The 22897-nt window shown below is 39.5% G+C and carries 19 protein-coding genes; 8 read left to right on the top strand and 11 right to left on the bottom strand.

All coding sequences use genetic code 11. The features are described 5' to 3' along the window. Positions 1-21: 21 nt before the first annotated feature. The 6 genes from H153_RS0101550 to ilvB all read right to left on the bottom strand — a co-directional run bounded on the left by H153_RS0101550 (position 22) and on the right by ilvB (position 9872). Positions 22-1749, bottom strand: a complete 1728-nt coding sequence (locus tag H153_RS0101550) for an EAL domain-containing protein (protein ID WP_022846375.1) — start codon at positions 1747-1749, stop codon at positions 22-24. Between the two features lie 152 nt (positions 1750-1901). Then, positions 1902-3626 (bottom strand): GGDEF domain-containing protein, encoded by a 1725-nt coding sequence (locus H153_RS0101555; RefSeq protein WP_022846376.1) that lies wholly within the window; start codon positions 3624-3626, stop codon positions 1902-1904. Positions 3627-3667: 41 nt separating this feature from the next. Further along, positions 3668-6481, bottom strand: a complete 2814-nt coding sequence (gene uvrA, locus H153_RS0101560) for an excinuclease ABC subunit UvrA (RefSeq protein ID WP_022846377.1) — start codon at positions 6479-6481, stop codon at positions 3668-3670. 79 nt (positions 6482-6560) lie between these two features. After that, positions 6561-7568, bottom strand: a complete 1008-nt coding sequence (ilvC, locus tag H153_RS0101565; protein WP_022846378.1) for a ketol-acid reductoisomerase — start codon at positions 7566-7568, stop codon at positions 6561-6563. 42 nt (positions 7569-7610) lie between these two features. Further along, entirely contained in the window at positions 7611-8123 is a 513-nt protein-coding gene (gene ilvN / locus H153_RS0101570; protein WP_022846379.1) for an acetolactate synthase small subunit, read from the bottom strand. 9 nt (positions 8124-8132) lie between these two features. Next, on the bottom strand, positions 8133-9872 hold the full coding sequence (gene ilvB, locus H153_RS0101575; RefSeq protein ID WP_022846380.1) for a biosynthetic-type acetolactate synthase large subunit: 1740 nt from the start codon (positions 9870-9872) through the stop codon (positions 8133-8135). A 103-nt stretch (positions 9873-9975) separates the two neighbouring features. On the opposite strand from ilvB, the gene H153_RS0101580 reads away from it, so the two are divergent. Continuing rightward, positions 9976-11259 carry an anthranilate synthase component I family protein gene (locus H153_RS0101580; RefSeq protein ID WP_022846381.1) on the top strand — a complete coding sequence of 428 codons (1284 nt, stop codon included), beginning with the start codon at positions 9976-9978 and terminating at the stop codon, positions 11257-11259. A gap of 62 nt (positions 11260-11321) precedes the next feature. Here H153_RS0101580 and H153_RS0101585 read toward each other — a convergent pair whose 3' ends face one another. Further along, the gene (locus H153_RS0101585; RefSeq protein WP_022846382.1) at positions 11322-11564 is read right to left on the bottom strand and encodes a hypothetical protein; all 243 of its coding nucleotides are present in this window, start codon (positions 11562-11564) and stop codon (positions 11322-11324) included. 348 nt (positions 11565-11912) lie between these two features. Here H153_RS0101585 and H153_RS0101590 point away from each other — a divergent pair, with 348 nt between their 5' ends. The 7 genes from H153_RS0101590 to H153_RS0101620 all read left to right on the top strand — a co-directional run bounded on the left by H153_RS0101590 (position 11913) and on the right by H153_RS0101620 (position 18908). Next, positions 11913-13010: a radical SAM protein gene (locus H153_RS0101590; protein WP_022846383.1), complete on the top strand. Its 1098-nt coding sequence runs from the start codon at positions 11913-11915 to the stop codon at positions 13008-13010. After that, positions 13007-14044, top strand: a complete 1038-nt coding sequence (gene hemE, locus H153_RS0101595) for a uroporphyrinogen decarboxylase (RefSeq protein ID WP_022846384.1) — start codon at positions 13007-13009, stop codon at positions 14042-14044. The genes H153_RS0101590 and hemE overlap by 4 nt, the downstream gene beginning before the upstream one ends. 132 nt (positions 14045-14176) lie before the next feature. After that, positions 14177-15517: an amino acid ABC transporter substrate-binding protein gene (locus H153_RS08970; RefSeq protein WP_022846385.1), complete on the top strand. Its 1341-nt coding sequence runs from the start codon at positions 14177-14179 to the stop codon at positions 15515-15517. A gap of 107 nt (positions 15518-15624) precedes the next feature. Further along, the gene (locus H153_RS0101605; protein WP_155883381.1) at positions 15625-16455 is read left to right on the top strand and encodes a branched-chain amino acid ABC transporter permease; all 831 of its coding nucleotides are present in this window, start codon (positions 15625-15627) and stop codon (positions 16453-16455) included. Beyond that, positions 16455-17420: a branched-chain amino acid ABC transporter permease gene (locus H153_RS0101610; RefSeq protein WP_022846387.1), complete on the top strand. Its 966-nt coding sequence runs from the start codon at positions 16455-16457 to the stop codon at positions 17418-17420. Before H153_RS0101605 ends, H153_RS0101610 begins: the two co-directional genes overlap by 1 nt. Positions 17421-17431: 11 nt before the next feature. Continuing rightward, positions 17432-18199 carry an ABC transporter ATP-binding protein gene (locus H153_RS08975; protein ID WP_022846388.1) on the top strand — a complete coding sequence of 256 codons (768 nt, stop codon included), beginning with the start codon at positions 17432-17434 and terminating at the stop codon, positions 18197-18199. After that, complete coding sequence (locus tag H153_RS0101620; protein ID WP_022846389.1) at positions 18189-18908, top strand: ABC transporter ATP-binding protein; 720 nt, start codon at positions 18189-18191, stop codon at positions 18906-18908. Before H153_RS08975 ends, H153_RS0101620 begins: the two co-directional genes overlap by 11 nt. On the opposite strand, the gene H153_RS0101625 is transcribed toward H153_RS0101620, so the two are convergent. From H153_RS0101625 to H153_RS0101640, 4 genes are all read right to left on the bottom strand, one after another. Further along, positions 18905-19456: a permease gene (locus H153_RS0101625; RefSeq protein ID WP_022846390.1), complete on the bottom strand. Its 552-nt coding sequence runs from the start codon at positions 19454-19456 to the stop codon at positions 18905-18907. The two genes, H153_RS0101620 and H153_RS0101625, sit on opposite strands and share 4 nt — an antisense overlap. Then, complete coding sequence (locus H153_RS0101630; RefSeq protein ID WP_022846391.1) at positions 19453-19932, bottom strand: permease; 480 nt, start codon at positions 19930-19932, stop codon at positions 19453-19455. The genes H153_RS0101625 and H153_RS0101630 overlap by 4 nt, the downstream gene beginning before the upstream one ends. 146 nt (positions 19933-20078) lie before the next feature. Further along, on the bottom strand, positions 20079-21377 hold the full coding sequence (locus tag H153_RS0101635) for a TolC family protein (RefSeq protein ID WP_155883384.1): 1299 nt from the start codon (positions 21375-21377) through the stop codon (positions 20079-20081). Further along, positions 21325-22896 carry a DHA2 family efflux MFS transporter permease subunit gene (locus H153_RS0101640; protein WP_022846393.1) on the bottom strand — a complete coding sequence of 524 codons (1572 nt, stop codon included), beginning with the start codon at positions 22894-22896 and terminating at the stop codon, positions 21325-21327. The genes H153_RS0101635 and H153_RS0101640 overlap by 53 nt, the downstream gene beginning before the upstream one ends. Position 22897: the final 1 nt, after the last annotated feature.

Below are 22897 nucleotides of genomic sequence, written 5' to 3' on the forward strand. Positions count from 1 at the left end.
ACCATTTGACTCAGGGATAAATTATTCTTTAACTTCAGGTTTGCCAAATAGATATCCCTGTCCAAAGACTGTAAAATCTCTTGCCAATTCTTTTATTATTTTTAGTATCCGTTCATTTTCAATGTATTCTGCTACAACGGCGATGTTTAGCTGTTTTGCTACGGAAAGGACAAATTCTACAAACTCTCTGTCCAGTATTTTTCTGTCGATGCTTCTTACGAATCTTCCATCGATTTTTATTCCGTCAATGGCAAGGGTTTCTATCAGGTGAAAGTTGGCATAGTCAACTCCAAAATCGTCAATAAATATTTTAAATCCAAGATTTTTGAGGTAAGCAATTTTTTCTTCAAGGTGAGAAATTAAGGAGAGGTTTTGTCTTTCCATAAGTTCTATTACTATTTCTTCTGGTGAAATGTTGTTTTCTTTGGTTATACGTTCCAGAAAGTCCACATTTCCTTCGAGGAGGGCGTTGGAAATGTTTATTGAAAGCCTTTCTTTCATTCCGGTTTTAGCTTTGTATTGCATGGCTTCTTCTATAACTATTTTATCAAGGTCTCCATCAAGAGAGTAAAAGCTGATATCGTCTATAAAAACACCCGCAGGCACTAACTTTCCGTCTTTAGTTCTTATCCTTGCAAGTACTTCAAAAGCAAAAATATCCCCGGAATATAAGTCTATAATTTTTTGAAAAGCAAAAGTTACTCTGTTTTCTTTTATGGCTTTTATTACAAGTGCTACGTTTTCTTTTCTTCTTTGACATCTCTTTCTAACAGTTTCGTCTATGAAAAAGAATCCTTCTTTTTTGGTTTTTTTGAATTCTCTCAGCGAATTTTCAAGAATCCATAGCAAGCTGGAGATATCGTTGCATACGCTTACCTTTGTTCCAACAGAAATTAGAACTATGTCAAGGGTATGTTTGTCGCCTTCCAGGGGTATTTTTATCGGCTTTTCTTTTACACTGTTAAGAAAGTCTTCAACTTTCTTTTTTATGTCTTCCTGATTTCCTTTCATCAAAACTAAAAATTGGTCACCTTGAAGCCTAAATATGTTGGGATATCCATTGCAGAATTCTTCTAAAAAGGTTTCTTTTAGGAATGTGGCGAAGTAAATAATGACACTGTCCCCCACTTCATATCCAAAGTATGTGTTTATGTTTGCAAATCCTCTTATGTCAAACACTACGGCAAATGTTAAATCTTTATTGCTGCATTTGGGGAATATTTTCTGGATGTTATATCTTGAAGGAAGTCCGGTCATAGGATCGGCTGCCGTTAGTGTCTGGTCAGGTGTAAATCTGCAGGAAGAACGCAAGAAGTATATAGCAATTATAAAGAGAAGTTTTGTTAGTTTTTTAATTCCGTCTATTAATTCGGGATGATTTGCGGATAGATTATAGAGGAGAGAGAGAATCCTTTCTGTAAAAGAGAAGTAAACTTCAATAAAGTCCAGGCTTTTTATGTTCCATTTTCTGTGGGTTTGTGTGATGGAATAGACTGAGATATGCAGGGATTTTGAATCAAATATGGAATTGAAAAAATCATTGATTGTTTCTGAGAAAACTTTACTGTCCACGCCTCTATTTTTAAAAAGATGTTTGTATTCCGGGAATTTATCAACGACTTCTTTTTTTAGTTCTTCGCACAGTTTATTCGCTTCTTTTATATTAATAAATTTTTTTAGTTCCTGTATTTGTTTGAAGTCATCTTCCGTGAAATTATATATTTGGAAAAGTTCTTCAAGAAGTTTCATAAGCTTCCCCCAATTTTGAGGCAGTATTGTTTGGAAAAATAGTTGGATCAATCTAACATTTTTTTTGTCTGGAGTCAATAAAGATTCTTTTTTATGTTTGGGGTAAATTTAATCAATCGGTTAATTTTTTAAAAAGATAACTAAATATTTTTTTATTTTAAAATTGCTTCAGGTTTTCCGAACAGGTAACCCTGTCCCATAATAGGATAGCTGGAGATTTGTAATAAACGTTCTTTTATTTCTTTTCGTTCAACGTATTCAGCAATTACGGAAATTTTCAGCTGTTCTGCAAGGGAAACAATGAATTTTATGAATTCTAAGTCTATAATTTCCTTATCTATATTTTTAACGAATCGTCCGTCAATTTTTATTCCATCTATTGGTAAGCTTTCGATGAGATGGAAATTGGAATAGTCAACGCCAAAGTCATCTATAAATATTTTGAAACCTAAATTTTTCAAATAGTTAAGCTTTTCGGTCAGATCAGATATAAGTGCCACATTCTGTCTTTCCATAAGTTCTATTATTATTTCCTGTGGGGAAATGTTATGTCTTTTTACTGCTTGCTCTAAAAATTCTATATCACCCTCTAAAAGTGCATTGGAGACGTTTATAGAGAAAGGAATTTTTATATTTTCTCTCCTTTTGTATTTTAGTGCTTTTTCTATAACGATTTTGTCAAGATCTTCATTAAGCGAATATATGCTTATGTCGTCAATAAACGACTCTGCGTTAATAGTTATATTGTTTTCATGCTGAATTCTGGTTAAAACTTCGTAAGCGAACGTTTGCTCTGTTTTTAAATTTACGATTTTTTGTAAAGTAAAAGAAACTCTGTTTTCTTTTATGGCGTTTATCACAAGTTCTACGTTTTTTCTTCTTCTTTTGCATTTAAACTTGTGATTTTTGTCTATTGTAAGACAGCCTTCCTTTTTTGTTTTTTTAATTGTTCTCATAGCATTTTCCATTGTCCAGAGGAGGGAAGAGATATCTTCATTTTCCACCTTCATTACTGTTGCGAGAACAGGGATATCTATTGGAAGAATATTGCCGTTGAAGGCAACCTTTATCGGTTTGCTTTTAAAATTGTTTAAGAAATTTTGTATCTTATCTTCGATATTTTCGGTGGTTCTAAAAAAGACGATGAACTGGTCTCCCTGAAGTCTGAATATATTCGGATAGCAGGAGCAGAATTCCTGAATGAAAAACTCTTTTATGAATGTTGCCAGGTACACTATTACACTATCTCCAACTTCGTATCCGAAATAGGTGTTAATGTTGGAAAGATTTCTTATGTCAAAGAGTATTGCGTATAGATTTTCTCTTCTTGAACATTTTGTGTATATTTTCTGAATTGTGTATCGGGACAGAAATCCGGTCATTGGATCTATATTTATGGATTTGCTGAATATGTCTCTGTTAATGCAGAAATTTTTCAAAAAATAAACGGCAATGATGAATAGAAGACGTGTTAGTGCTTTTATGCTTTTCTGGAGTTTGGGATTTTCCTTCGTTTTTCTGTAAAGATTGGAAAGTAAGTTTTCAATAAAGTAGAAATAGGCTTCTATAAATTCAAGTCTTTCAATTCCCCATTTCTTGTTAACAGAAGTGATGGATTCCATTATTTCAGATATCTGCTCTTTGTTGAAAAAAGCGTGCACAAACTTTTTTACAGTTTCTATGAAAGTTTCTCTGTTTATCTTATTGCTTTTTGCTGCCTGTGAAAAGGAATAAAAGTGTTCAGTAACATACTTTTCCAGATTTTCCCCGAGAATTTCTACGAATTCATTTGAGAATAGGGGTTTTAATTTATTAACCTCCTTGAACTCTTTATCTGTAAAGGTGTAGTTTTCCAAAAGTTCTTTAAGGGTATCCATAATATCTCCGGTCAGGATAAAAATTCTAAAATTAAGTATTATTAATATACCAGATATTTTCTTAAATATCTACCTGTATAGGTTTCTGTCTGTGCTACTTCTTCAGGTGTTCCGGTCGCAACGATTTTTCCTCCCCGGTCACCACCTTCAGGTCCTAAATCTATTATGTAATCGGCGCACTTTATAAAGTCCATGTTGTGTTCTATAACAATTACGGTGTTTCCCCTGTCCACTAACTTTTGAAGAACCTCTATAAGCTTTTTAACGTCGTGGATGTGAAGTCCTGTCGTTGGTTCGTCAAGAATGTAGAGAGTTTTTCCTGTGGGCCTTTTTGACAGTTCTTTTGCGAGTTTTACCCTCTGGGCTTCTCCCCCTGATAGTGTTGTTGCCGGCTGTCCCAATTTTATGTAAGAAAGACCGACGTCATAGAGTGTTTTTAGTTTTCTTACTATTCTTTCGTGGTGTTTGAAAAATTCAAGGGCTTCTTCAACGCTCATTTCAAGCACATCGTATATGTTTTTTCCCTTGTATGTTATCTCAAGGGTTTCTCTGTTGTACCTTTTTCCTCCGCAGACGTCACAGGTGACGTAAACATCAGGTAAGAAGTGCATTTCCACCTTTATCAGTCCGTCACCTTTACAGGCTTCACACCTTCCGCCGGGAACGTTGAATGAGAATCTTCCCTTTTTGTATCCTCTTGCCCTTGCTTCCGGTGTGGCCGCAAAGAGTTCTCTTATAAAGTCGAAAACGCCGATGTATGTAGCAGGGTTTGATCTTGGTGTTCTTCCTATGGGAGATTGATCAACGTTTATGACTTTATCTATGTCTTCAAGACCTTCTATCTTTTCATATTTTCCAGGTATGGTCTTACTTTTGTATATCTCTCGTGAAAGGGCGTTGTAAAGGATGTCGTTTATTAGGGTTGATTTTCCTGAACCTGATACACCGGTAACGCAAATAAACAGTCCAAGGGGAAATTCAACGGTTATATTTTTCAGATTGTGTTCTGCTGCACCTATGATTCTTAAAAACTTTCCGTTGGGTTTGCGTCTTTTTTCAGGTATGGGTATTGCAAGTTTTCCGGATAAGTACTTACCTGTTATGGATTTTTCACTCTTTTCTATCTCTTCTGGTGTTCCCGCTGCTACGACTTCACCTCCGTGGATGCCGGCACCCGGCCCCATGTCTATTACGTAGTCAGCACTTTTAATGGTATCCGTGTCGTGTTCTACGACGATTACCGTATTTCCTATGTCTCTCAGTTCTTTTAACGTTTTTATTAACCTGTCGTTGTCCCTTTGGTGGAGCCCTATGCTTGGTTCATCAAGGACGTAGAGAACGCCGGTCAATTTTGAGCCTATCTGAGTTGCAAGCCTTATCCTCTGGGATTCACCGCCCGAAAGTGTTCCTGTTCTTCTGTCAAGTGTTAGGTAGTCTAATCCAACGTCTAACAGGAATTTTAGGCGGTTTTTAATCTCTTTCAGAACTCTTTCTGCGATTATTTTTCTTTTTCCTTCAAATGTTACGTTATTGAAGAATTCATAAGCCTTTTTTATGCTCATCTCTTCAACGTCAGCTATTGAAAGGCCGTCTATCTTTACTGAAAGAGCTTCTTTGTTGAGCCTTTTCCCTTTGCACTCTTTACACGGAACTTCTCTCATGTACTCTTCTATATAGTCTCTGACAGATTCTGATTCTGTTTCTATGTAGCGTCTTTCAAGGTGTTTTATTATGCCTTCAAAGTAGTAGGGTTTATAGTTGCCTCTGCTCCATGAAACGGTGTTATAGACTCTCAAAATTCCCCTGTCAGCATAAAGTATAAAGTCAAGGTCTTCTCCTGTCAGTTCTCCTGCCGGTGTGTCGCGGGATATTCCTAAATAGTCGCACGCGGAAGAGACCATATCTTTTATGTATTCAAACTTTGCTCTTTCAGTTATGTTAAACGCGTTTACTATGGGTTTGTCCCAATTTATTAAAAGGTCAGGGTCTATTTTCGGAGAGAAGCCTATACCACCACACGCCGGACAAGCACCGAGAGGACTATTGAAAGAGAAAAGTCTCGGTGAAATCTCTTTAAAACTGAAACCACATATTGGACATGCCCCTTTTGTGCTAAGGATTTCCTCTTTTTTAGAGTCGTAATCTACAATCAAGACAAGTCCATCCGACAGCTTTACGGCTATTTCTACCGAGTCAGCGATTCTTGTTTTATCTTCCGGTTTTACTTTTATCCTGTCAACGATAACTTCAATTGTATGTTTGACCTTCTTTTCAAGTTTTAGATTGAGGGCTTCATCTATGGTGTACGTTTTTCCGTCTATTCTAATCCTTCTAAATCCCTGCTTTTCCAGTCTTTCAAGCAGGTTTTTGTGTTCGCCTTTCTGTTCTCTTACGATAGGTGAAAGAATGAGAATCCGCTTTCCTGTGAATTTCAAAATTCTATCTACAACCTCTTCAACGGTTTGGGGTCTTATTTCAATGTTGCAGTTTGGACAGAACGGCGTTCCAGCTCTTGCAAATAACAACCTCAGATAGTCGTGTATCTCTGTTGTTGTTCCAACGGTGGAGCGGGGATTTTTAGAGACAGTTTTTTGCTCAATAGAAATTGCAGGTGATAGTCCTTCTATCAGGTCAACGTCTGGTTTTTCCATCAGCTGGAGGAACTGCCTTGCGTAAGAAGAGAGTGACTCTACGTACCTTCTTTGTCCTTCGGCGTAGAGCGTGTCAAAGGCAAGGGACGATTTTCCCGAACCAGAAAGTCCTGTTATTACAACTAATCGGTTTTTTGGAATTTCTACGTCTATGTTTTTAAGATTATGCTGTCTTGCGCCTTTAACTATAATCTTATCTTTCATGGTAGTAATAATTTATTTCAAATGTGAGATATGTCCATTGGAAGTTGCGTGAGAAGGGCGGGCAGAGCCCGCCGGGTGATTATTTGAGGTCTTTTTTCTGTGTTTTGAGGAACGGCATCATTTCTCTCAGTTTTTTCCCAACCTTTTCGATTGGATGTTCTGCTTCTATCTTTCTGTGAGCGTTGAGAACAGGATAGTTTGCCTGAGCTTCAAGAACAAATTCCCTTGCAAACTCGCCTTTCTGTATTTCGTCTAATATCTTCTTCATTGCTTTTTTGGTGTCTTCTGTTATAACCCTTGGTCCTCTCGTGTAATCGCCGTATTCAGCTGTGTCGGAGATTGAGTATCTCATTCCGGCAAGGCCGTGCTGATAAATGAGGTCAACGATTAATTTAAGTTCGTGGAGGCATTCAAAATAGGCAACTTCAGGTTGATAGCCGGCTTCAACAAGAGTTTCAAATCCAGCCTTGATAAGAGCCGCTGTTCCACCGCAAAGGACAGCTTGCTCACCAAACAGGTCAGTTTCTGTTTCTTCTTTAAATGTTGTTTCTATTACACCTGCCCTTGTTGCACCAATTCCTTTAGCGTAGGCGAGGGCGACATCCATAGCCTTACCTGTAGCATCCTGATGGATAGCAACGAGGGCTGGAACGCCAGCACCTTCCTGGTAGGTCCATCTTACAAGGTGTCCAGGCCCTTTTGGCGCTACCATGAATACGTCAACGTCTTCTGGTGGGACAATTTGGTTGAAATGTATGTTGAATCCATGGGCAAATGCAAGTGCCATTCCAGCTTTCAGGTTTGGCTTAACTGCCTCTTCGTAAACCTTTTTCTGGACAGGGTCAGGAAGGAGAAACATTATTACATCAGCTTTTTTAGCAGCTTCAGCTGGAGTGAGCACTTCAAAACCGTCAGCCTTTGCCTTCTCTGCTGACTTTCCAGGTCTTAATCCTACTACAACGTTAATTCCGCTATCTCTAAGGTTAAGCGCATGGGCGTGTCCCTGGCTTCCATAACCGAGAATAGCAACCGTTTTTCCTTCAAGCGGCGCAAGAGATGCGTCCTGCTCATAGTACACTTTTGCCATAGTTTACCTCCTGCAAATTTTAACTGTAATTTTCAAGAATTTTTAACCGAAAGTTTCTCCGTGCAGGGCTCTTACCATTGCAACTCTACCGGTTCTTGCCATCTCCTTTATTCCCATGGGCTTGATGAGTTCTATAAAAGCGTCTATCTGGTCTTCATCGCCTGTAAGCTCAAGGGTATAAGTATCTTGAGATATATCAACTATCTGAGCACCGAACACGCTGGCTATTCTCATCAGTTCATTTTTCTTTTCTGATGTGTCTGCATTTAGCCTTACAATGAGGAGTTCTCTGTCAAGTTTTTTCTTATCTGTCAGGTCTCTTACTTTAAATACATCTACAAGCCTTCTGAGTTGTTTGACAATTTGTTCTATTGTGTGTTCGTCCCCCTGGGCTACCATTGTTAACCTTGAAATTGTCGGGTCTTCTGTTTGTCCCACGTTTAAACTTTCTATGTTGTAGCCTCTTGCGCTGAAAAGTTCCACTATCCTTGCAAGAGCGCCTGGATGGTTTTCAACAAGAACGCTTATTATGTGTTTTCTTTCGTTTTCACACATGGTTACCTCTTAACTAACAGCTTTTTTGAGTTTTTTCCCGTAGTTGGGGAGTATCATTTCGTTAATTGCAGCGCCCGGCGGTACCATGGGGAATACATCTTCTTCCCTGTTTACCACAAAGTCTATTACAACCGGCCTGTCGCTTATTTCCATCGCCGCCTTAAGAACCTTTTCAACATCTTCAGGTTTTTCTGCCCTTAGACCGACGGCACCCATACTTTCGGCTAATTTTACGAAATCTGGCTGGAAGGCTATGTCAACCTGAGAGTAGTTTCGGTCGTAGAATATACCCTGCCACTGGCGAACCATTCCCAAAAACTGATTGTTGAGTATGGCTATTTTAACGGGAACATTGTAGTTGGCTGCCGTGACAATTTCCTGCATGTTCATCTGAAAGCTTCCGTCACCTGATATGCAGAAGATGGTTTTGTCAGGATTACCTATCTGTGCACCGATGGCTGCAGGAACACCAAAGCCCATTGTTCCAAGGCCGCCTGATGTGACTAACTGTCTTGGGTATTTAAACTTATAGTATTGGGCTGCCCACATCTGGTGCTGTCCAACGTCTGTTGCTATTATGGCTTCTCCTTTGGTTACTTCATAGATTTTTTCTATTACAAATTGTGGTTTGATTACGATGTCACTTGGTTCGTAGTAGAGTGGATATCTTACCTTCCAGTGCTGGATAAGATCCATCCACCTGTCTCTTTCCTGAAATACCTCTCTATTTTTCATTACCTGCTTTTCGACTTCTGGAAGCAGCTCTTCAAGAACAAGTTTTGCATCGCCAACTATAGGAATGTCAGCATGCTTGACTTTGCCTATTTCTGCACTGTCAACGTCTATGTGAATGATTTTTGCGTTAGGTGCAAATTCAGCTACTTTACCGGTAACTCGGTCATCAAATCTTGCTCCTACCGCTATGAGCAGGTCACATTCTGTTACTGCCATGTTGGCTGCGTAAGTTCCATGCATTCCGAGCATTCCTAAGAAGTAAGGATGAGTTCCAGGAATTGCACCAAGCCCCATAAGTGTTGTGGTTACAGGGATTGTGCACAGTTCCGCCAGCTTAATTATTAAATCTGAAGCACCTGCTTTGATGACACCACCACCAACGTAAAGGACAGGTCTTTTAGCTGCGGCTATCGCTTTTGCGGCCCGCTTAATTTGTCCTGGATGTCCTTTCTTTACAGGTTTGTAGCTTCTTATCTGAACGGGTGATTTGTATTCCTGCTCAAAGAAATCAGCTATGCTTCTCATAACGTCTTTTGGCAAATCAACTAACACGACACCCGGCCTTCCGGTTCTTGCTATATAAAAAGCTTTTTTAACGGTATCCGCCAGCTGATTTACGTCTTTTACTAAAAAATTGTGTTTTGTTATTGGTCTTGTAATACCGACAGTGTCAACTTCCTGAAATGCATCGTTTCCTATCATAAATGTGGGGACGTTTCCTGTAAATGCCACAATGGGGACAGAATCTATTTGGGCAGTAGCAAGTCCTGTAACCAGGTTTGTGGCGCCCGGTCCTGAAGTTGCAAAACAGACACCAACTTTTCCTGTTGTTCTTGCATAACCATCTGCTGCGTGAGCGGCTCCCTGCTCGTGTCTTGTAAGGATGTGTTTTAAAGATGTGTACGATAGTCTGTCGTAAATATCAAGAACGGCTCCACCGGGGTAGCCAAATATGTATTCAACACCCTCAAGCTGAAGCGCTTCAAGAAGTATTTCTGCACCTGACAATTTCATTTTTCTGCCTCCCAAAATTGCAGCCAAAAGCTTGTACAGTTGATAGAAAGAAATAATATCATAAAATTTCTGAGGTTTACACAGGAAGTAGGAGGTTGAATTATTGGAAAAGCTTACATTCTGGGTTGATCCGTACGTTTTGTTTCTACACATGGTTGATAAAGGATATCCTGTAAGGATGTTTCTTGATTCGGCGCTAATTGATGTAAAAAAGGGTCGTTTTTCTTTCATATGTATAGGAGAAATAGAAAAATTCACTGTAAAAGATTATAAAGGTCAGGCTTTTGAATTGTTGAAAGGGTTTTATGAGCGCCTGAGAAAGAAGTATTCTGATGACTATTTTGGGATTTTTGGATATTTTTCCTACGATGCGGGACGATATATAGAAAGGTTGCCCCGATATTCATCTGATGATATTAAAATACCTGATATCTCTTTCTTTTTGCCGGAAACAACAGTAGTTTTTGATAATTTGAGTAGAACAATATATGTCTATGGCAAAATGCCGGAATTTTTTTGTGAGAGTGTTCTCTCTTTAAGTGAAGGATTTCAGATTGACTTTCTCTCTTTCAATATGACAAAAGAGCAGTTTTTTAGTAGTGTAGAAAAGATTAAAAAGTACATAGCTTCAGGTGACACTTTTCAGGTTAACTTTTCACAAAGGCTCAATTTTCTTTTTTCCGGTTCACCGGTTGCGTTTTATCATCGCCTCAGGGAGATCAACCCTTCACCTTTTGCTTTTTATCTTGATATGGATGGGTTTAAAGCAGTTTCATGCTCTCCGGAGAGACTTGTAAGAAAGGTCGGCAGTATTGTTGAAACGAGGCCTATTGCAGGGACAAGGAGGAGAGGAAAAGATGAAAATGAGGATGCATTTCTTTCAAAAGAACTTTTCCTGTCAGAAAAAGAGAGGGCGGAACACATTATGTTAGTGGATTTAGAGAGGAATGATTTAGGAAAAATAGCAAAATACGGAACGGTAGTGGTTGATGAGCTAATGGTGAAGGAGGTTTATTCTCACGTTATGCACATAGTTTCGAATGTGAGGGCAGAAATTGACGAAGGTGTACACCCCGTGGATGTTGTAAAAGCTCTTTTTCCAGGAGGAACAATTACAGGTGCACCGAAGGTGAGGACAATGGAAATTATTGAAGAGCTTGAACCAACAAGGAGAGCCCTCTATACAGGTTCAGTGGGTTATCTTTCATTTAACGGTGACTTTGACTTCAACATTGTTATAAGGACAATGTTGATGAAGGATGACAAAGCTTATCTCCAGGTTGGTGCCGGTATTGTTTGGGATTCAGATCCCGAGAGAGAATACAGAGAGACAATCCACAAAGCCCGGGCGTTTTTGTCTGCGGCCAATTTAGAAAAAATTTTGTAGAAAATTGAAAAGGGGGGATGCGCCCCCCCTTTTTTTAAACTGATAATGGAAATAATAAAGACTTATTCTTCTGCTTCTTTTGCTGCTGCTGCTTCTTCCTTTTCTTTTCTTCCAGATTCAAGTAACTTAGAGAGATCAGCGATTGTTGAATTATCCAGTCTTTCTTCAATGATGGTTTTGATGAGCTTGTTAAGCTTCATTTCGTTGTTACCGGCAATTCCGTAAAGAATGTAGTAAGTCTTTTTTGGAAGGGATACCTTTACAGTTTTGTTGGTTCTCTTCCCGGGCTTTCTTCCTCGTGCCATATTTTCCTCCTTAGTTAAATTTAATAAAAATTGATTCTCTGCTTATTTTAGCAAAATTTTTCCTCATTGTAACATTTTTGTGTCTTAAATCAATCTTGTTATGCATAACCGTACGGTTAAAACATGCTAATGAGTGTAACGTAACGCTTTAGAATAAAATTTCGTATTCTGCATATTTTTAATATAGTGCTTTTAACCTTAACAGTCGAATATTTAAATGAATTTTTACTAAGTTTCATAGCTATTATTATTTATGTTAGAAGCGTCTTTAAAATCGGGATTTTAAATAGTAATATTTACACTGCACTCTTTATATAATTGAGATAATTGAGAATTCTGGAGAAAATTATGGGACATGAACAATTCTTGCCGAAATGGATAGCGTGGGAAGTTACAAGGAGATGTAACCTTAATTGTATTCATTGTCGTTCATCATCCACTATGGAATCTGAGCAGGGTGAGTTTACTTTTGAAGAAGCTAAGAAGCTGATGGATGATATTGCCACCATTTCCAGTCCGACTATTGTCCTTACCGGTGGTGAGCCTCTTTTAAGGGATGATCTGTTTGATATTGCTGCCTACGGTACAGAGAAAGGGTTCAGAATGTGCATAGCTACTAATGGTGTTCTTGTTGATGACGAAGTTTGTCGTGAAATGAAGAGAACAGGCATAAAAATGGTTTCTCTTTCTCTTGATGGTTCTACCGCAGAGATTCATGACGACTTCAGGAAACAACCGGGAGCGTTTGATGGTGTTTTGAACGCCGTTGAACATTTAAGGAAGCATAACATTCCATTCCTCATAAATTCCTCTTTTACAAAGAGGAACGCCTTTGATATACCTAATGTTTATAAAAAGGCCAGAGAGCTTGGGGCAAGGGCCTGGTACATGTTTTTAGTTCTTCCAGTAGGTAGAGGTGAAGAAGCAAATACGGAGCTTCTTGATGCGGAAGAGGCAAACTACTGGTTAAACTGGCACTATGAGCTTGAGAAAGATTTAATTTTAAAAGGTGACAACACTATTTTGGTTAGGCCTACCTGTGCACCTCACTACTACCGAATTTTCAGGCAGAATGCTAAAAGGGACGGTCTTGATCTTAAAAGGAGAAATCTCGTTTTTGGGACCGGTGGAGGGAAGGGTTGTGTCGCCGGTCAGTCAATAGCGTTGATAGACTGTCACGGCTGGCTAAAACCGTGTAGCTACTTTCCAATTTCTGACATAAACGTTTTTGATGTTCCTTTTAGCAAGGCCTGGTTTGAATCGAAAATCATGCAGGATATGAGAAAGATTGACGAGTTTAAGGGAAGATGTGGGGTTTGTGAGTATCTTAAAATATGTAACGGTTGTAGAGTGAGGGCTTACTGGAAGTACAACGACTACATGCAGGAAGATCCTGTTTGTGATTACGTTCCTGTAAAAATGAGGAAAGAAAGGAGAGATGTATGAAAGATCATCCAATACTTAAAGCGGCAAGAGGAGAGAAAACTGATTACACGCCTGTATGGATTATGCGGCAGGCGGGTAGGTATTCTGCCAAGTACAGAGAGATAAGGGCAAAGGCCGGTTCATTCATGGATTTGTGTAGAAATCCCGAACTTGCGGCTGAGGTTACTCTTCTTCCGATAGAGGAGATAGGCGTTGATGCCGCTATTCTCTTTTCCGATATCTTTGTTCCTGTTGAAAAGATGGGAATAAATATTGAATTTGTTTCGGGAAAAGGCCCCGTTTTGTCTCCGGTTGTTAGAACAGTGGAGGATGTAAAAAATCTCAGTATTCCCGTGCCTGAAGATGACCTTAGTTATGTTCTTGAGACCATAAAAATTATAAAAGATCGTTTGACAGATAGACCGCTCATAGGGTTTTCCGGTGCTCCTTTTACACTTGCAAGTTATATTCTTGAGGGGGGAACTACAAAAGACTACAGGGCTGCCAAAACAACAATGTGGAACAATTCAGAGCTCTGGCAGGCCTTGATGGATAAGCTGACAGTTGTTGTGACGGAATATTTGTCATCTCAAATAAAGGCAGGGGTTGATCTTGTTCAGATTTTTGATTCCTGGATGGGGGTTCTTTCTGCTGAGGATTACGAAAAGTACGTTTTCCCTCACACGAAGAAAATAGTTGATATTCTTAAAGAGAGGCATCCTGATACGCCTATAATCCATTTTGGTGTTAACAGTTCTCATCTTATAGAGATTAATAATCTGTTGGACGTTGATGTAATAGGTCTTGACTGGAGAACAGAGATTCCGTTTGCCCTTGGTAGAACGGACAAATCAATCCAGGGTAACCTTGATCCTGTAGCTCTGTTTGCGGATGAAAAAGTTATAGAAGAAAAAGTAAGAAAGATAGTGATAGAAGGCCTCAGGGCAAGAGGGCACATATTTAATTTAGGTCATGGAATCCTTCCACAGACGGATCCTAAAAAGGCGAAATTTTTGGTGGAAACTGTCCATAGAATAAGTAGAGAAGTCAGATGATGGCCTGGAGATATTTCCAGGCTTTTCCAATTTTGTTTTTGTGAATAATATTGAAAAGATAATGCCTATTATTGTATAATACATCAGCTATAAAAAAGCAACTTTAAAACTTTTGACAGGAGGGTTTGTGGAATGAAAAAAGGGGATTTCAGGAAACTCCTCTCTGTGGTTTTCCTCCTTGTTCTTGCTTTCGTTTCCTTTTCATGTTTTTCAAAGAGCGAGAACAAAGAGGAGAAAACAACTGCTGAAACAACCACAGCTGTTGAACAAGGAACGAAAACAGGGTCAACAGGAAAGAATGTTATTGTCATAGGTTATACTTCTTCTCAAACGGGAAAGTTTGCAACTGAGAGTCGTGAGCAATCAAACGGTCTTCAGTTGTGGGCCAGGGATGTTAATGCCAACGGTGGAATCTACGTTAAAGACTTAGGTAAAAAACTAAAGGTGGTTCTTAAAAGTTATGATGATGAAAGCTCTAAGGATAGGGTTCAGCAGCTCTATACAAGGCTTATTAATGAGGATCAGGCCGATTTCTTAATATCTCCTTATTCTTCCGGTCTTACAGCTTCAGCAGCGGTTGTTACAGAGCAGTACGGAAAGATTCTCGTCGCAACAGGTGCTGCTTCTGATAAGATATTCTCAAAAGGTTATGAGTACGTTTATCAGGTTTATACGCCTGCATCTCGCTACCTCACAGATGCGGTTGATATCTTAAAGCAAAAAGATTCAAAGGTTAAAAAGATAGCAATCGTTTATGAAAATTCAAATTTTGCCAAGAGCGTTGCCACGGCTGCAAAAAAATATGCTGAAAAGAATGGGTTTAAGGTTGTTCTCTTTGAGAGCTATGAACCCGGAACTACAGATTTTACCTCTATGATTAACAAGATAAAAGCTTCTGGTGCTCAGGCCGTTATAGGTGGTGGTCACTTTACCGATGGTGAAACACTTGCTAAGCAGATTAACGATGCAAAGCTTAAAATTGACCTTCTTTCTATACTTGTTGCACCTGCGCTTCCTGAGTTTAGTGAAATTGGTAAAGCTGCCCTTTATGTTACTGGTCCTTCACAGTGGGAGTCTAAAGTTAAGTTTTCAAAAGAGACAACCCCTTCAGGATATGAGTTTTTCGGAATCTCTGCGGCTGATTTCGTAAAAGAGTACAAGAGTGCGTACGGAAATGTTCCCGGTTATCACGCTGCAGGTGGATACACTGCCGGGCTTGTTCTTCAAAAAGCCATAGAGGATGCGGGAACGCTTAACAGTGAGAAGGTAAAGGCGGCTCTTGATAAGATGGATATCTATACCCTCTTTGGACACATAAAGTTTGATACCGGTGAATACCACGGAAGACAGATAGGACATACAATGGTTATTATTCAGTGGCTTAATAAAGATGGTAATCTAAGCAAGGAAATTGTCTATCCTGAAAAGGCTGCAACGGCCAAGATAGTTATTCCTTACAGCTCTAAGTTTTAAGATTTAGGGGGAGCTTCTCCCCCTTATCCATTTCCTGGTAGTTTTTAAAAGGGTGGCTTAGTGTGTTTTCCCGCTCTTTTAAAGATTATCAGGGTGGGAGGTTTGCTTTGAACGTTTATGCAGATGCTTTAGTTAACGGTATTTTGCTTGGACTTGTCTATGGTCTGGCGGCCATGGGGCTGGCTCTTATCTGGGGTGTTATGAAGGTTATTAACCTGTCCCACGGTGCTTTTATAACCCTTGGAATGTTCCTTTCTTACGTTGTGTTTGAATCTCTTCATTTTCCACCTTACATTTCAGTCTTTTTAGCTATTGTTGTTGGTCTAATTGCAGGTGTGATTACCTATTTTACGGCACTTCATAGGGTACTTAACGCCGGTGAACTTTCAACACTGCTTTCAACCTATTCGGTTAGTTTGATAATCGTTGGTATTCTCATGTTTCTCTTTGCCACCACACCGAAGGCTCTCAATCTTGGAATGAACATTTTTACCGCTAAGATAATAGCAGCAGCGTTTTCTTTTGTGTTTTCTCTGGTTCTTTACTATTTCCTCTATAAAACCGATACCGGTATGGCGATTAGAGCGGTTTCTCAGCACCCTGATGCTTCGAAGCTTATGGGAATAGATACCGTTAAGATTTTAGCCTTCTCTTTTGGACTGGGGGTTGCCCTTGCTATGGCTGCCGGTAACTTGATTTCAATGATCTTTCCTTTTTCGGTTCTTTCAGGCGGACTTTATGAGCTTAAAAGCTTTGTAATTTGCGTAATTGGCGGTTTAGGAAATCCTCTTGGTGCTATTGTTGGTGGTATCGTTTTAGGAATCCTCGAAAATGTTTTTGGTCTGTTTGTGAATCAGGGGATTGTTCCATTTGTAGAGTTTACGATACTCCTTCTTATTCTTCTTTATAAGCCTCAAGGTCTTCTTGGAGGACACTGATGAAAAAGCATCTGGGATTTATTGTTTCTTTGCTCATTATACTTGCCTGTGGTGCTTATCCAATTGTTACAGGTTCACCTATGGCAAGGGAAGATATGTTCGTTATGCTTAGCTACATAGGACTTGCTCTTTCTCTTAACGTTTTGATGGGATTTACAGGTTATGTATCCTTTGGGCACGTGGTATTTTTTGGTATTGGTGGTTATACAACTTTTGCTCTCATCTATCACTATGGAATTGGTCTTGTTCCCGCACTTATAGCGGGAGGTCTTGTCGCTGCACTCATAGCAGGTCTTCTTGGAATGGCTGTTTTGAACCTTAGAGGTGCCTATTTTGCAATAGCAACAATTGGTATAAATGAGGCGTTTAAGACACTTATTTCAAATATAGATTATCTCGGTGGTGCTGAAGGTCTCTTTTTTAACCTCAGAAAAGCATACTCACCTTACGGTGGTTCTCAAAAAGCACTCTGGTATTCTTTTATAATTCTTGTGATTGTTACACTAACTGCTTTAATTGTCAGTTTTTTGGTTAAACGTTCAAAGTTTGGTCTTGGTCTCTTTTCTATCCGTGAGGATGAAGATGCTGCTAAAGTTCTTGGGATAAATACTAAGCTTTATAAAACGCTTGCCTTTATGATATCCGCCTTTTTCCCCGGAATTATAGGGGGGCTCTTTTTCTTTAAAAACGGTAGCATTGATCCAAACAGTGCTTTTCATCTTTTGAAGTCTGTTGAAATGATATTTATGGTTATGCTTGGTGGTATAGGGACGATATTTGGACCTGTTGTTGGTGCTCTTACTTATGAAGAGATTCGTTCATATCTTCTTATTAATCCAACATTTAAAGACCTACATTTGGCTATTTCAGGTGTGATTCTTCTTCTTATTGTTCTGTTTATTCCAGACGGTATTGTTGGATTTTTGAGAAGGAAAGTTAAGTTTTTTAAAGAGGTTTTTGAGTAGAGGGCAAAAAGATGGCAGAGATTATTTTGAAGGTTGAGAATTTAACAAAGAGGTTTAAAGGGCTTGTAGCCTTAAATGGGGTCTCTTTTCAGATTGAAGAGGGAAAGATTTTGGGCATTATAGGCCCTAACGGGGCTGGTAAAACTACGCTTTTCAAGTGTATAACTTCCGTTTATAAGCCCACCGGGGGAAGGGTTTATTTTAAAGGGCAAGACGTGACGAACCTTCCCACTTTCAAAAAGGCAAGGCTTGGTATTGCGAGAACGCATCAGATAGTTAGGCCGCTGAAAGACCTTACGGTTTTGAAAAACGTTATGGTTGGCGCCTGTTTTGGCAAAAGGTATGCTTCGCTAAAAGAAGCGGAGGAGATAGCTATTGATGTTCTTAAGTTTGTGAAGCTTTATGATAAAAAAGATGTTGAGGCAGGTAAGTTAAACGTTCCTCAGAAGAAGAGATTGGAGCTTGCAAGAGCACTTGCAGGGGAACCGGAACTCCTCCTCCTTGATGAGGTTTTAGCAGGACTCACTCCAGGTGAAGTTAAAGAGATGGTTGAGATTATTAAGGAGATAAGGAACAGGGGAATTACGATTCTTATGATTGAACATCTGATGCACGCTATTATGAATGTTTCAGATAGAGTTATCGTTCTTGATTATGGTCAGAAAATAGCCGATGGGACACCTGAAAAGGTTGCCAATGATCCAAAAGTTATAGAAGCTTACCTTGGAGATCCTGAAATGGCTCTTAAGCTCCTGAAGGAGAAGAGAGATGGCGAATGAAATTGTTCTTGAAGTTAAAAATCTTGAGGCTGGATATGACGATGTTCAGGTTTTGTGGGGCGTTAATTTAAAGGTTAAAAAGCATTCTCTTACAACTATAATAGGTGCCAATGGGGCAGGTAAGACGACAACGCTTAAATCTATTTGTGGCCTTCTTAAAGGAGTTAAAGGGACGGTAATTTTGAATGGTGAGGATATTTCTTCTCTTCCTACTCACAAAAGGGTAGAGAAGGGACTTGTAATGGTTCCTGAAGGTAGATGGCTTTTCCCGGAGATGACAGTGCTTGAAAATTTAAGAATGGGTGCATTTACAAAAAGGGCAAGGGAAAAGAGAAATGAAACGTTAGAGTGGGTTTACACGCTTTTTCCACGGTTAAAGGAGAGAGCCAGTCAGAAAGCGGGAACGCTCTCTGGCGGCGAACAACAGATGGTTGCCATAGGAAGGGGCCTTATGGCAAGGCCGGAAGTACTTATTCTTGATGAGCCAAGTCTTGGTCTTGCGCCAAATCTTGTTCTTGACATTTTCAGGATTATCCAGGAACTTAAAAGTGAAGGTTTAACTGTGCTTCTTGTTGAACAGAACGTTCATCTTGGACTGGCGATATCCGATTACGCCTATGTGATGGAAAACGGCAAGATTGTGATGGAAGGCACAGGTTCAGAGCTTGAAAATGATCCTAAAGTTAAAGAGGCTTACCTGGGGCTTTAGTGACCTGCGGTAAAGTCCGCAGGTTTTATTTTTTCTTTACCTGCAAGTTTTTCAATAATCAAACTCATTATGACGACGAAAAGTACCGTTAACGTTAATCTAACTATCATGAATTTGAAGCCCAGGAACTGAAGTTCAACCATTTCCTGAGGAATCTTTATGCATGCCCATGCTGATAGGAAAGCAACAATACAGGAAACTCTCGCACCTTTTTTAAGAAGAACTGCAGCCATTGGAAATGCAACGTAAAGAGGCCCTGTTGGTAACGTTCCTAAAAGGATGCCTAAAAGTATTGCTTTTGGTCCGGCTGTTTCACCTAAATGTTTTACGATTAAATCTTTTGGGACAAACACGGCAAACAGTCCCATAAGTATCATCACCGCCGGTAAGATAGAGATCATCTCTACAAAAAATTGCCATGAAGTCAAAATTACCGTGTCTCTTTTTGAAGGAAAAAAGAATAATAAAACTGCGGTAACTGCGATTGTCAGAAGCATAGCTATAATATCCTGTTTCAGTTTTTTCTTCTCTTCGCTGTTATTTTTCATAATATTGCTCCCATTATCAGGCCAATTATTATAGCGATGATAAAACTTAATCCGTTTCTTAAAAGTGCTATTTTCTTTCCAAGTTCTCTTATCTCAATAGGTAGGGTGACTATGCCTATCATTGTCAGCGTTGTAATAAATACGGCTACTGATGTTACTGAAGCGCCGCTTTTTAATAGTGATGCAGCAAGAGGGAAAGAAATTATAGATGGTATGTGAAGTATTGCGCCTAAAAGTGCAACGATTAGGATGCCTTTAAAACCGGCTTTTTCACCAACAATTTTGGCAATTTCACTTTTAGGAATAAATCCCAGAATAATGCCTATGATCAGGATTACGATGACCACCATTGGTAGTATTCGAAGGGAGGATTTTCCTGCTATCTTTAAGGCTTTCTTTGTCTTCTCTCTGTCTTTTTTTAATGCTGCTATAAGACACAGGAAAGTGAATCCATTTATAATAAGAGCAGTTTTCACACCTCCTCCAGAGTTTGTTTAAATTCACTTTTCAGTTTATCAAATTGATGAAGACGTTTCCTTGATTTAGAACAAATAAAGCGGAACTCTAACGGGAAATCCATTATTTGCATATTGAAAAGGCGGGAGACCCCCGCCTTTCAGTGTCATTTGAGAGGAGGTTGGCCAGCAGGAAGTCCTCCTGTGTAGTATTCAAGGTCTGCTAAAGCTCTGTTATAGTCGGCGATGGCGGAGTTTAATGCTCCTTCGGCTTTTACATAGTAAGCAATGGCGTCACATACTTCTGTTGATGTTCCTACATGAGCTTTGTACCGTTCTTTTGAGTCTTTCAGTAGCTCTTTTGCCTGCTCTACCATTGCTTGAGCCGTTTTTATTCTTGAAGCGGCGCTTTTAAGCCTGGAGAATGCTGATATGATTCCTAACTTTATCCGATCTTTTGCCTGCTGGAGTGTTAAAGATGCCTTTTCGCTGTTTTCTTTTGCTTCGAGGGTTCTCCAATATCTTTGCGTTCCTTCAAATATCGGCATCTGAACAACTAAAGCTCCGAAGGTTTCATCAAACTCTCCAATTCCAGGATATTGGTTTGTTTTTTCATATCCAAGGACAGCAGAAACTTTAGGCAGAAACTGAGAGTAGGCCATTTTTACGCCGTAGTTCGCTCCCTCTTTCATCTTTCTAATTGCTATGAGGAGGGGATTGCTTTTAAATGCTTTTTCTATGAGTTCTGATTGTTTGTAGTTTACAGGTTTGTAAGAAAGGTTTTCTACTTCAATGCTTTCTTTTTGAATACCCGTGTCTGTTTTTAATTTTTCAAGTGCTACAGTGTAGAAGCTCTCTGCTTTTGTTAGGGCTTCTATAGCCTCTCTATACTTTACTTCAGCTTCAAGGTAATCTCTCCGTGCAACTATTCCCTCGTCATAAAAAGCTTTTGCGTCTTTTAAATGGCTTTTTGCTGCTTTCACGTAATCCTCTGCAATTTTTACTGCTGTTTTTGCTTCAGAAAGTGTATAGTAATCCTTTTTAACTTCTGCTATTACTTTAGCTACACGGTCCTGGAATTTGTAAAATTGCGCACTTTCAGCGGCCTTTTTCATTTTTGCATTGTAAAGAAGGTAGCCTCCCGTAAAGAGAGGCTGAGTCAACGTTGCCTGAAGGTCGTGGTAGTGCTTCTCTATTAGAGGGAAGCTTGAAGGAGGGAGCGGTGGAAGAGAAAAGCGCATTTCCGGGACGTCAGAATGAGAAAACTTTTTGTACTCAAGGTTTATAATGGGAAAAAACTTTCCTATGGCTTCTCTGTACTGGTATTGACTTATCTTCTCTTCTTTTCTTGCTATCTTTATTTCCGGGTTCTCCATTATTGCTTTTTCTATAAGCTGGCTTAATGTTAATCCTTTAGCCATTGACAGTGATGGTATCATCAGTAGTGCTACCACTATTTTCTTCACCTTTTTCCTCCTTTGGTTTTATGAATATGGCAGGGATAATTGAGAGAATACCACAAACCGTTGCAAAGAAGAAAACGTCTCTGAATGATATCCAAAAGGCATTTTTAAGAAATAGAAATCCAATTATTGCTTTTGCTTTAGATTCAAGCATAGGTAGTGGCGTTGAACGGAAATAGTATAAGTACGCCTTTGCCTTTGCCATGTATTCTGTTATTTGAGGAGCAGCGTTTGAAATTCTTTCAGTCATATGTACAAGGTGGCCGTCTTTTGTTGAAGTTAAAATAAAGGTTGCAAGGGATGTTCCAATACTTCCACCTACAAGGCGCAATAGATTTTGAAGGGCTGAGGATTGTCTTAGCATTTCTCCTTTGAAATCTGCAAGTGCTACCTGTGCCAGTGCCGGGAAGAATATGCCCATTCCTACACCCCAGGGAAGCAGGAGAAGTATTATTTCCGTTTTTCCCATTACAAGGTCGAGTTTTGACTGGAGGTGAGTTCCGTAAATAAATATTAAAATTCCAGATATAATAGCTGTTTTTAAGCTGATTAACTTCTTATCTATCAAGTTTCCTGTAATTAAGCTGACAATACCTGTTAGAAATGCTGGGAAAAACAGAATCTCACCGGCATCAATTGTGGAAAATCCCCTGAGCTTTTCAAGGTACAGGGGAAGCATGAAGTAGGAAGCATACAACCCCATTCCGAACAGGACTCTTGAGATGGAACTGTAGGTAAAGAAATCGTATTTAAACAGCTTTAAATTTACAAGGGGGGATTTGACTCTGAGCTCGACATATATAAACGCTACAGCAGTTATTATTGAAGTATAGATAAGGAGAACAATTTTTTCACTGTGCCAGCCCCAGCTGTTTCCCTTTGAAAGTGCTATTAAAAGGGTTGTTAACGATACTGAAAGCAGGCTGAATCCTGTTATGTCAAAGAGGTCGTTGTGGCCTTCTTCTTTAACATTTTCAAGAAGTAAACTCAGAAAATAAACAACTAAAATTCCCGGAATAACGTTAACGTAAAATACCCACCGCCAGTCCATGTGTTCTGTCAGGTATCCGCCTATTGTAGGTCCCAGCGATGGGCCAAAAGCTGCTCCTACTGCGTACATTCCCATTGCCAATCCCTTTTTATCCTGCGGGAATATTTCAAATAGCAGTGTTAATGCCATTGGAACAGCCAATCCTTCACCAACGCCCTGAATAACTCTTCCGACAATCATGGCTTGAAGGCTGGGAGCAATTCCACACAGAGCGCTCATCGTTGTGAACAGGGAAATTCCAAGAAGGTAAGTGTTCCTGTGACCTATTTTTCCACCCAGCCATCCAACCACGGGCATTGAAACGGCAGATGCTATCATGTAGGCGATTATGACCCATTGAACGTCTTCCGTTTTTGCGTCAAAAGCACTCATCATGTGAGGGATAACGATGTCAACAATTGTTGTGTCAAGAAGGGTCATGAACATTCCCATAACTATCAGAAGACCTATTATCAGCGTCTTTCTGTCCATG

This window comes from Desulfurobacterium sp. TC5-1 (assembly GCF_000421485.1).
Lineage (GTDB): Bacteria > Aquificota > Aquificia > Desulfurobacteriales > Desulfurobacteriaceae > Desulfurobacterium_A.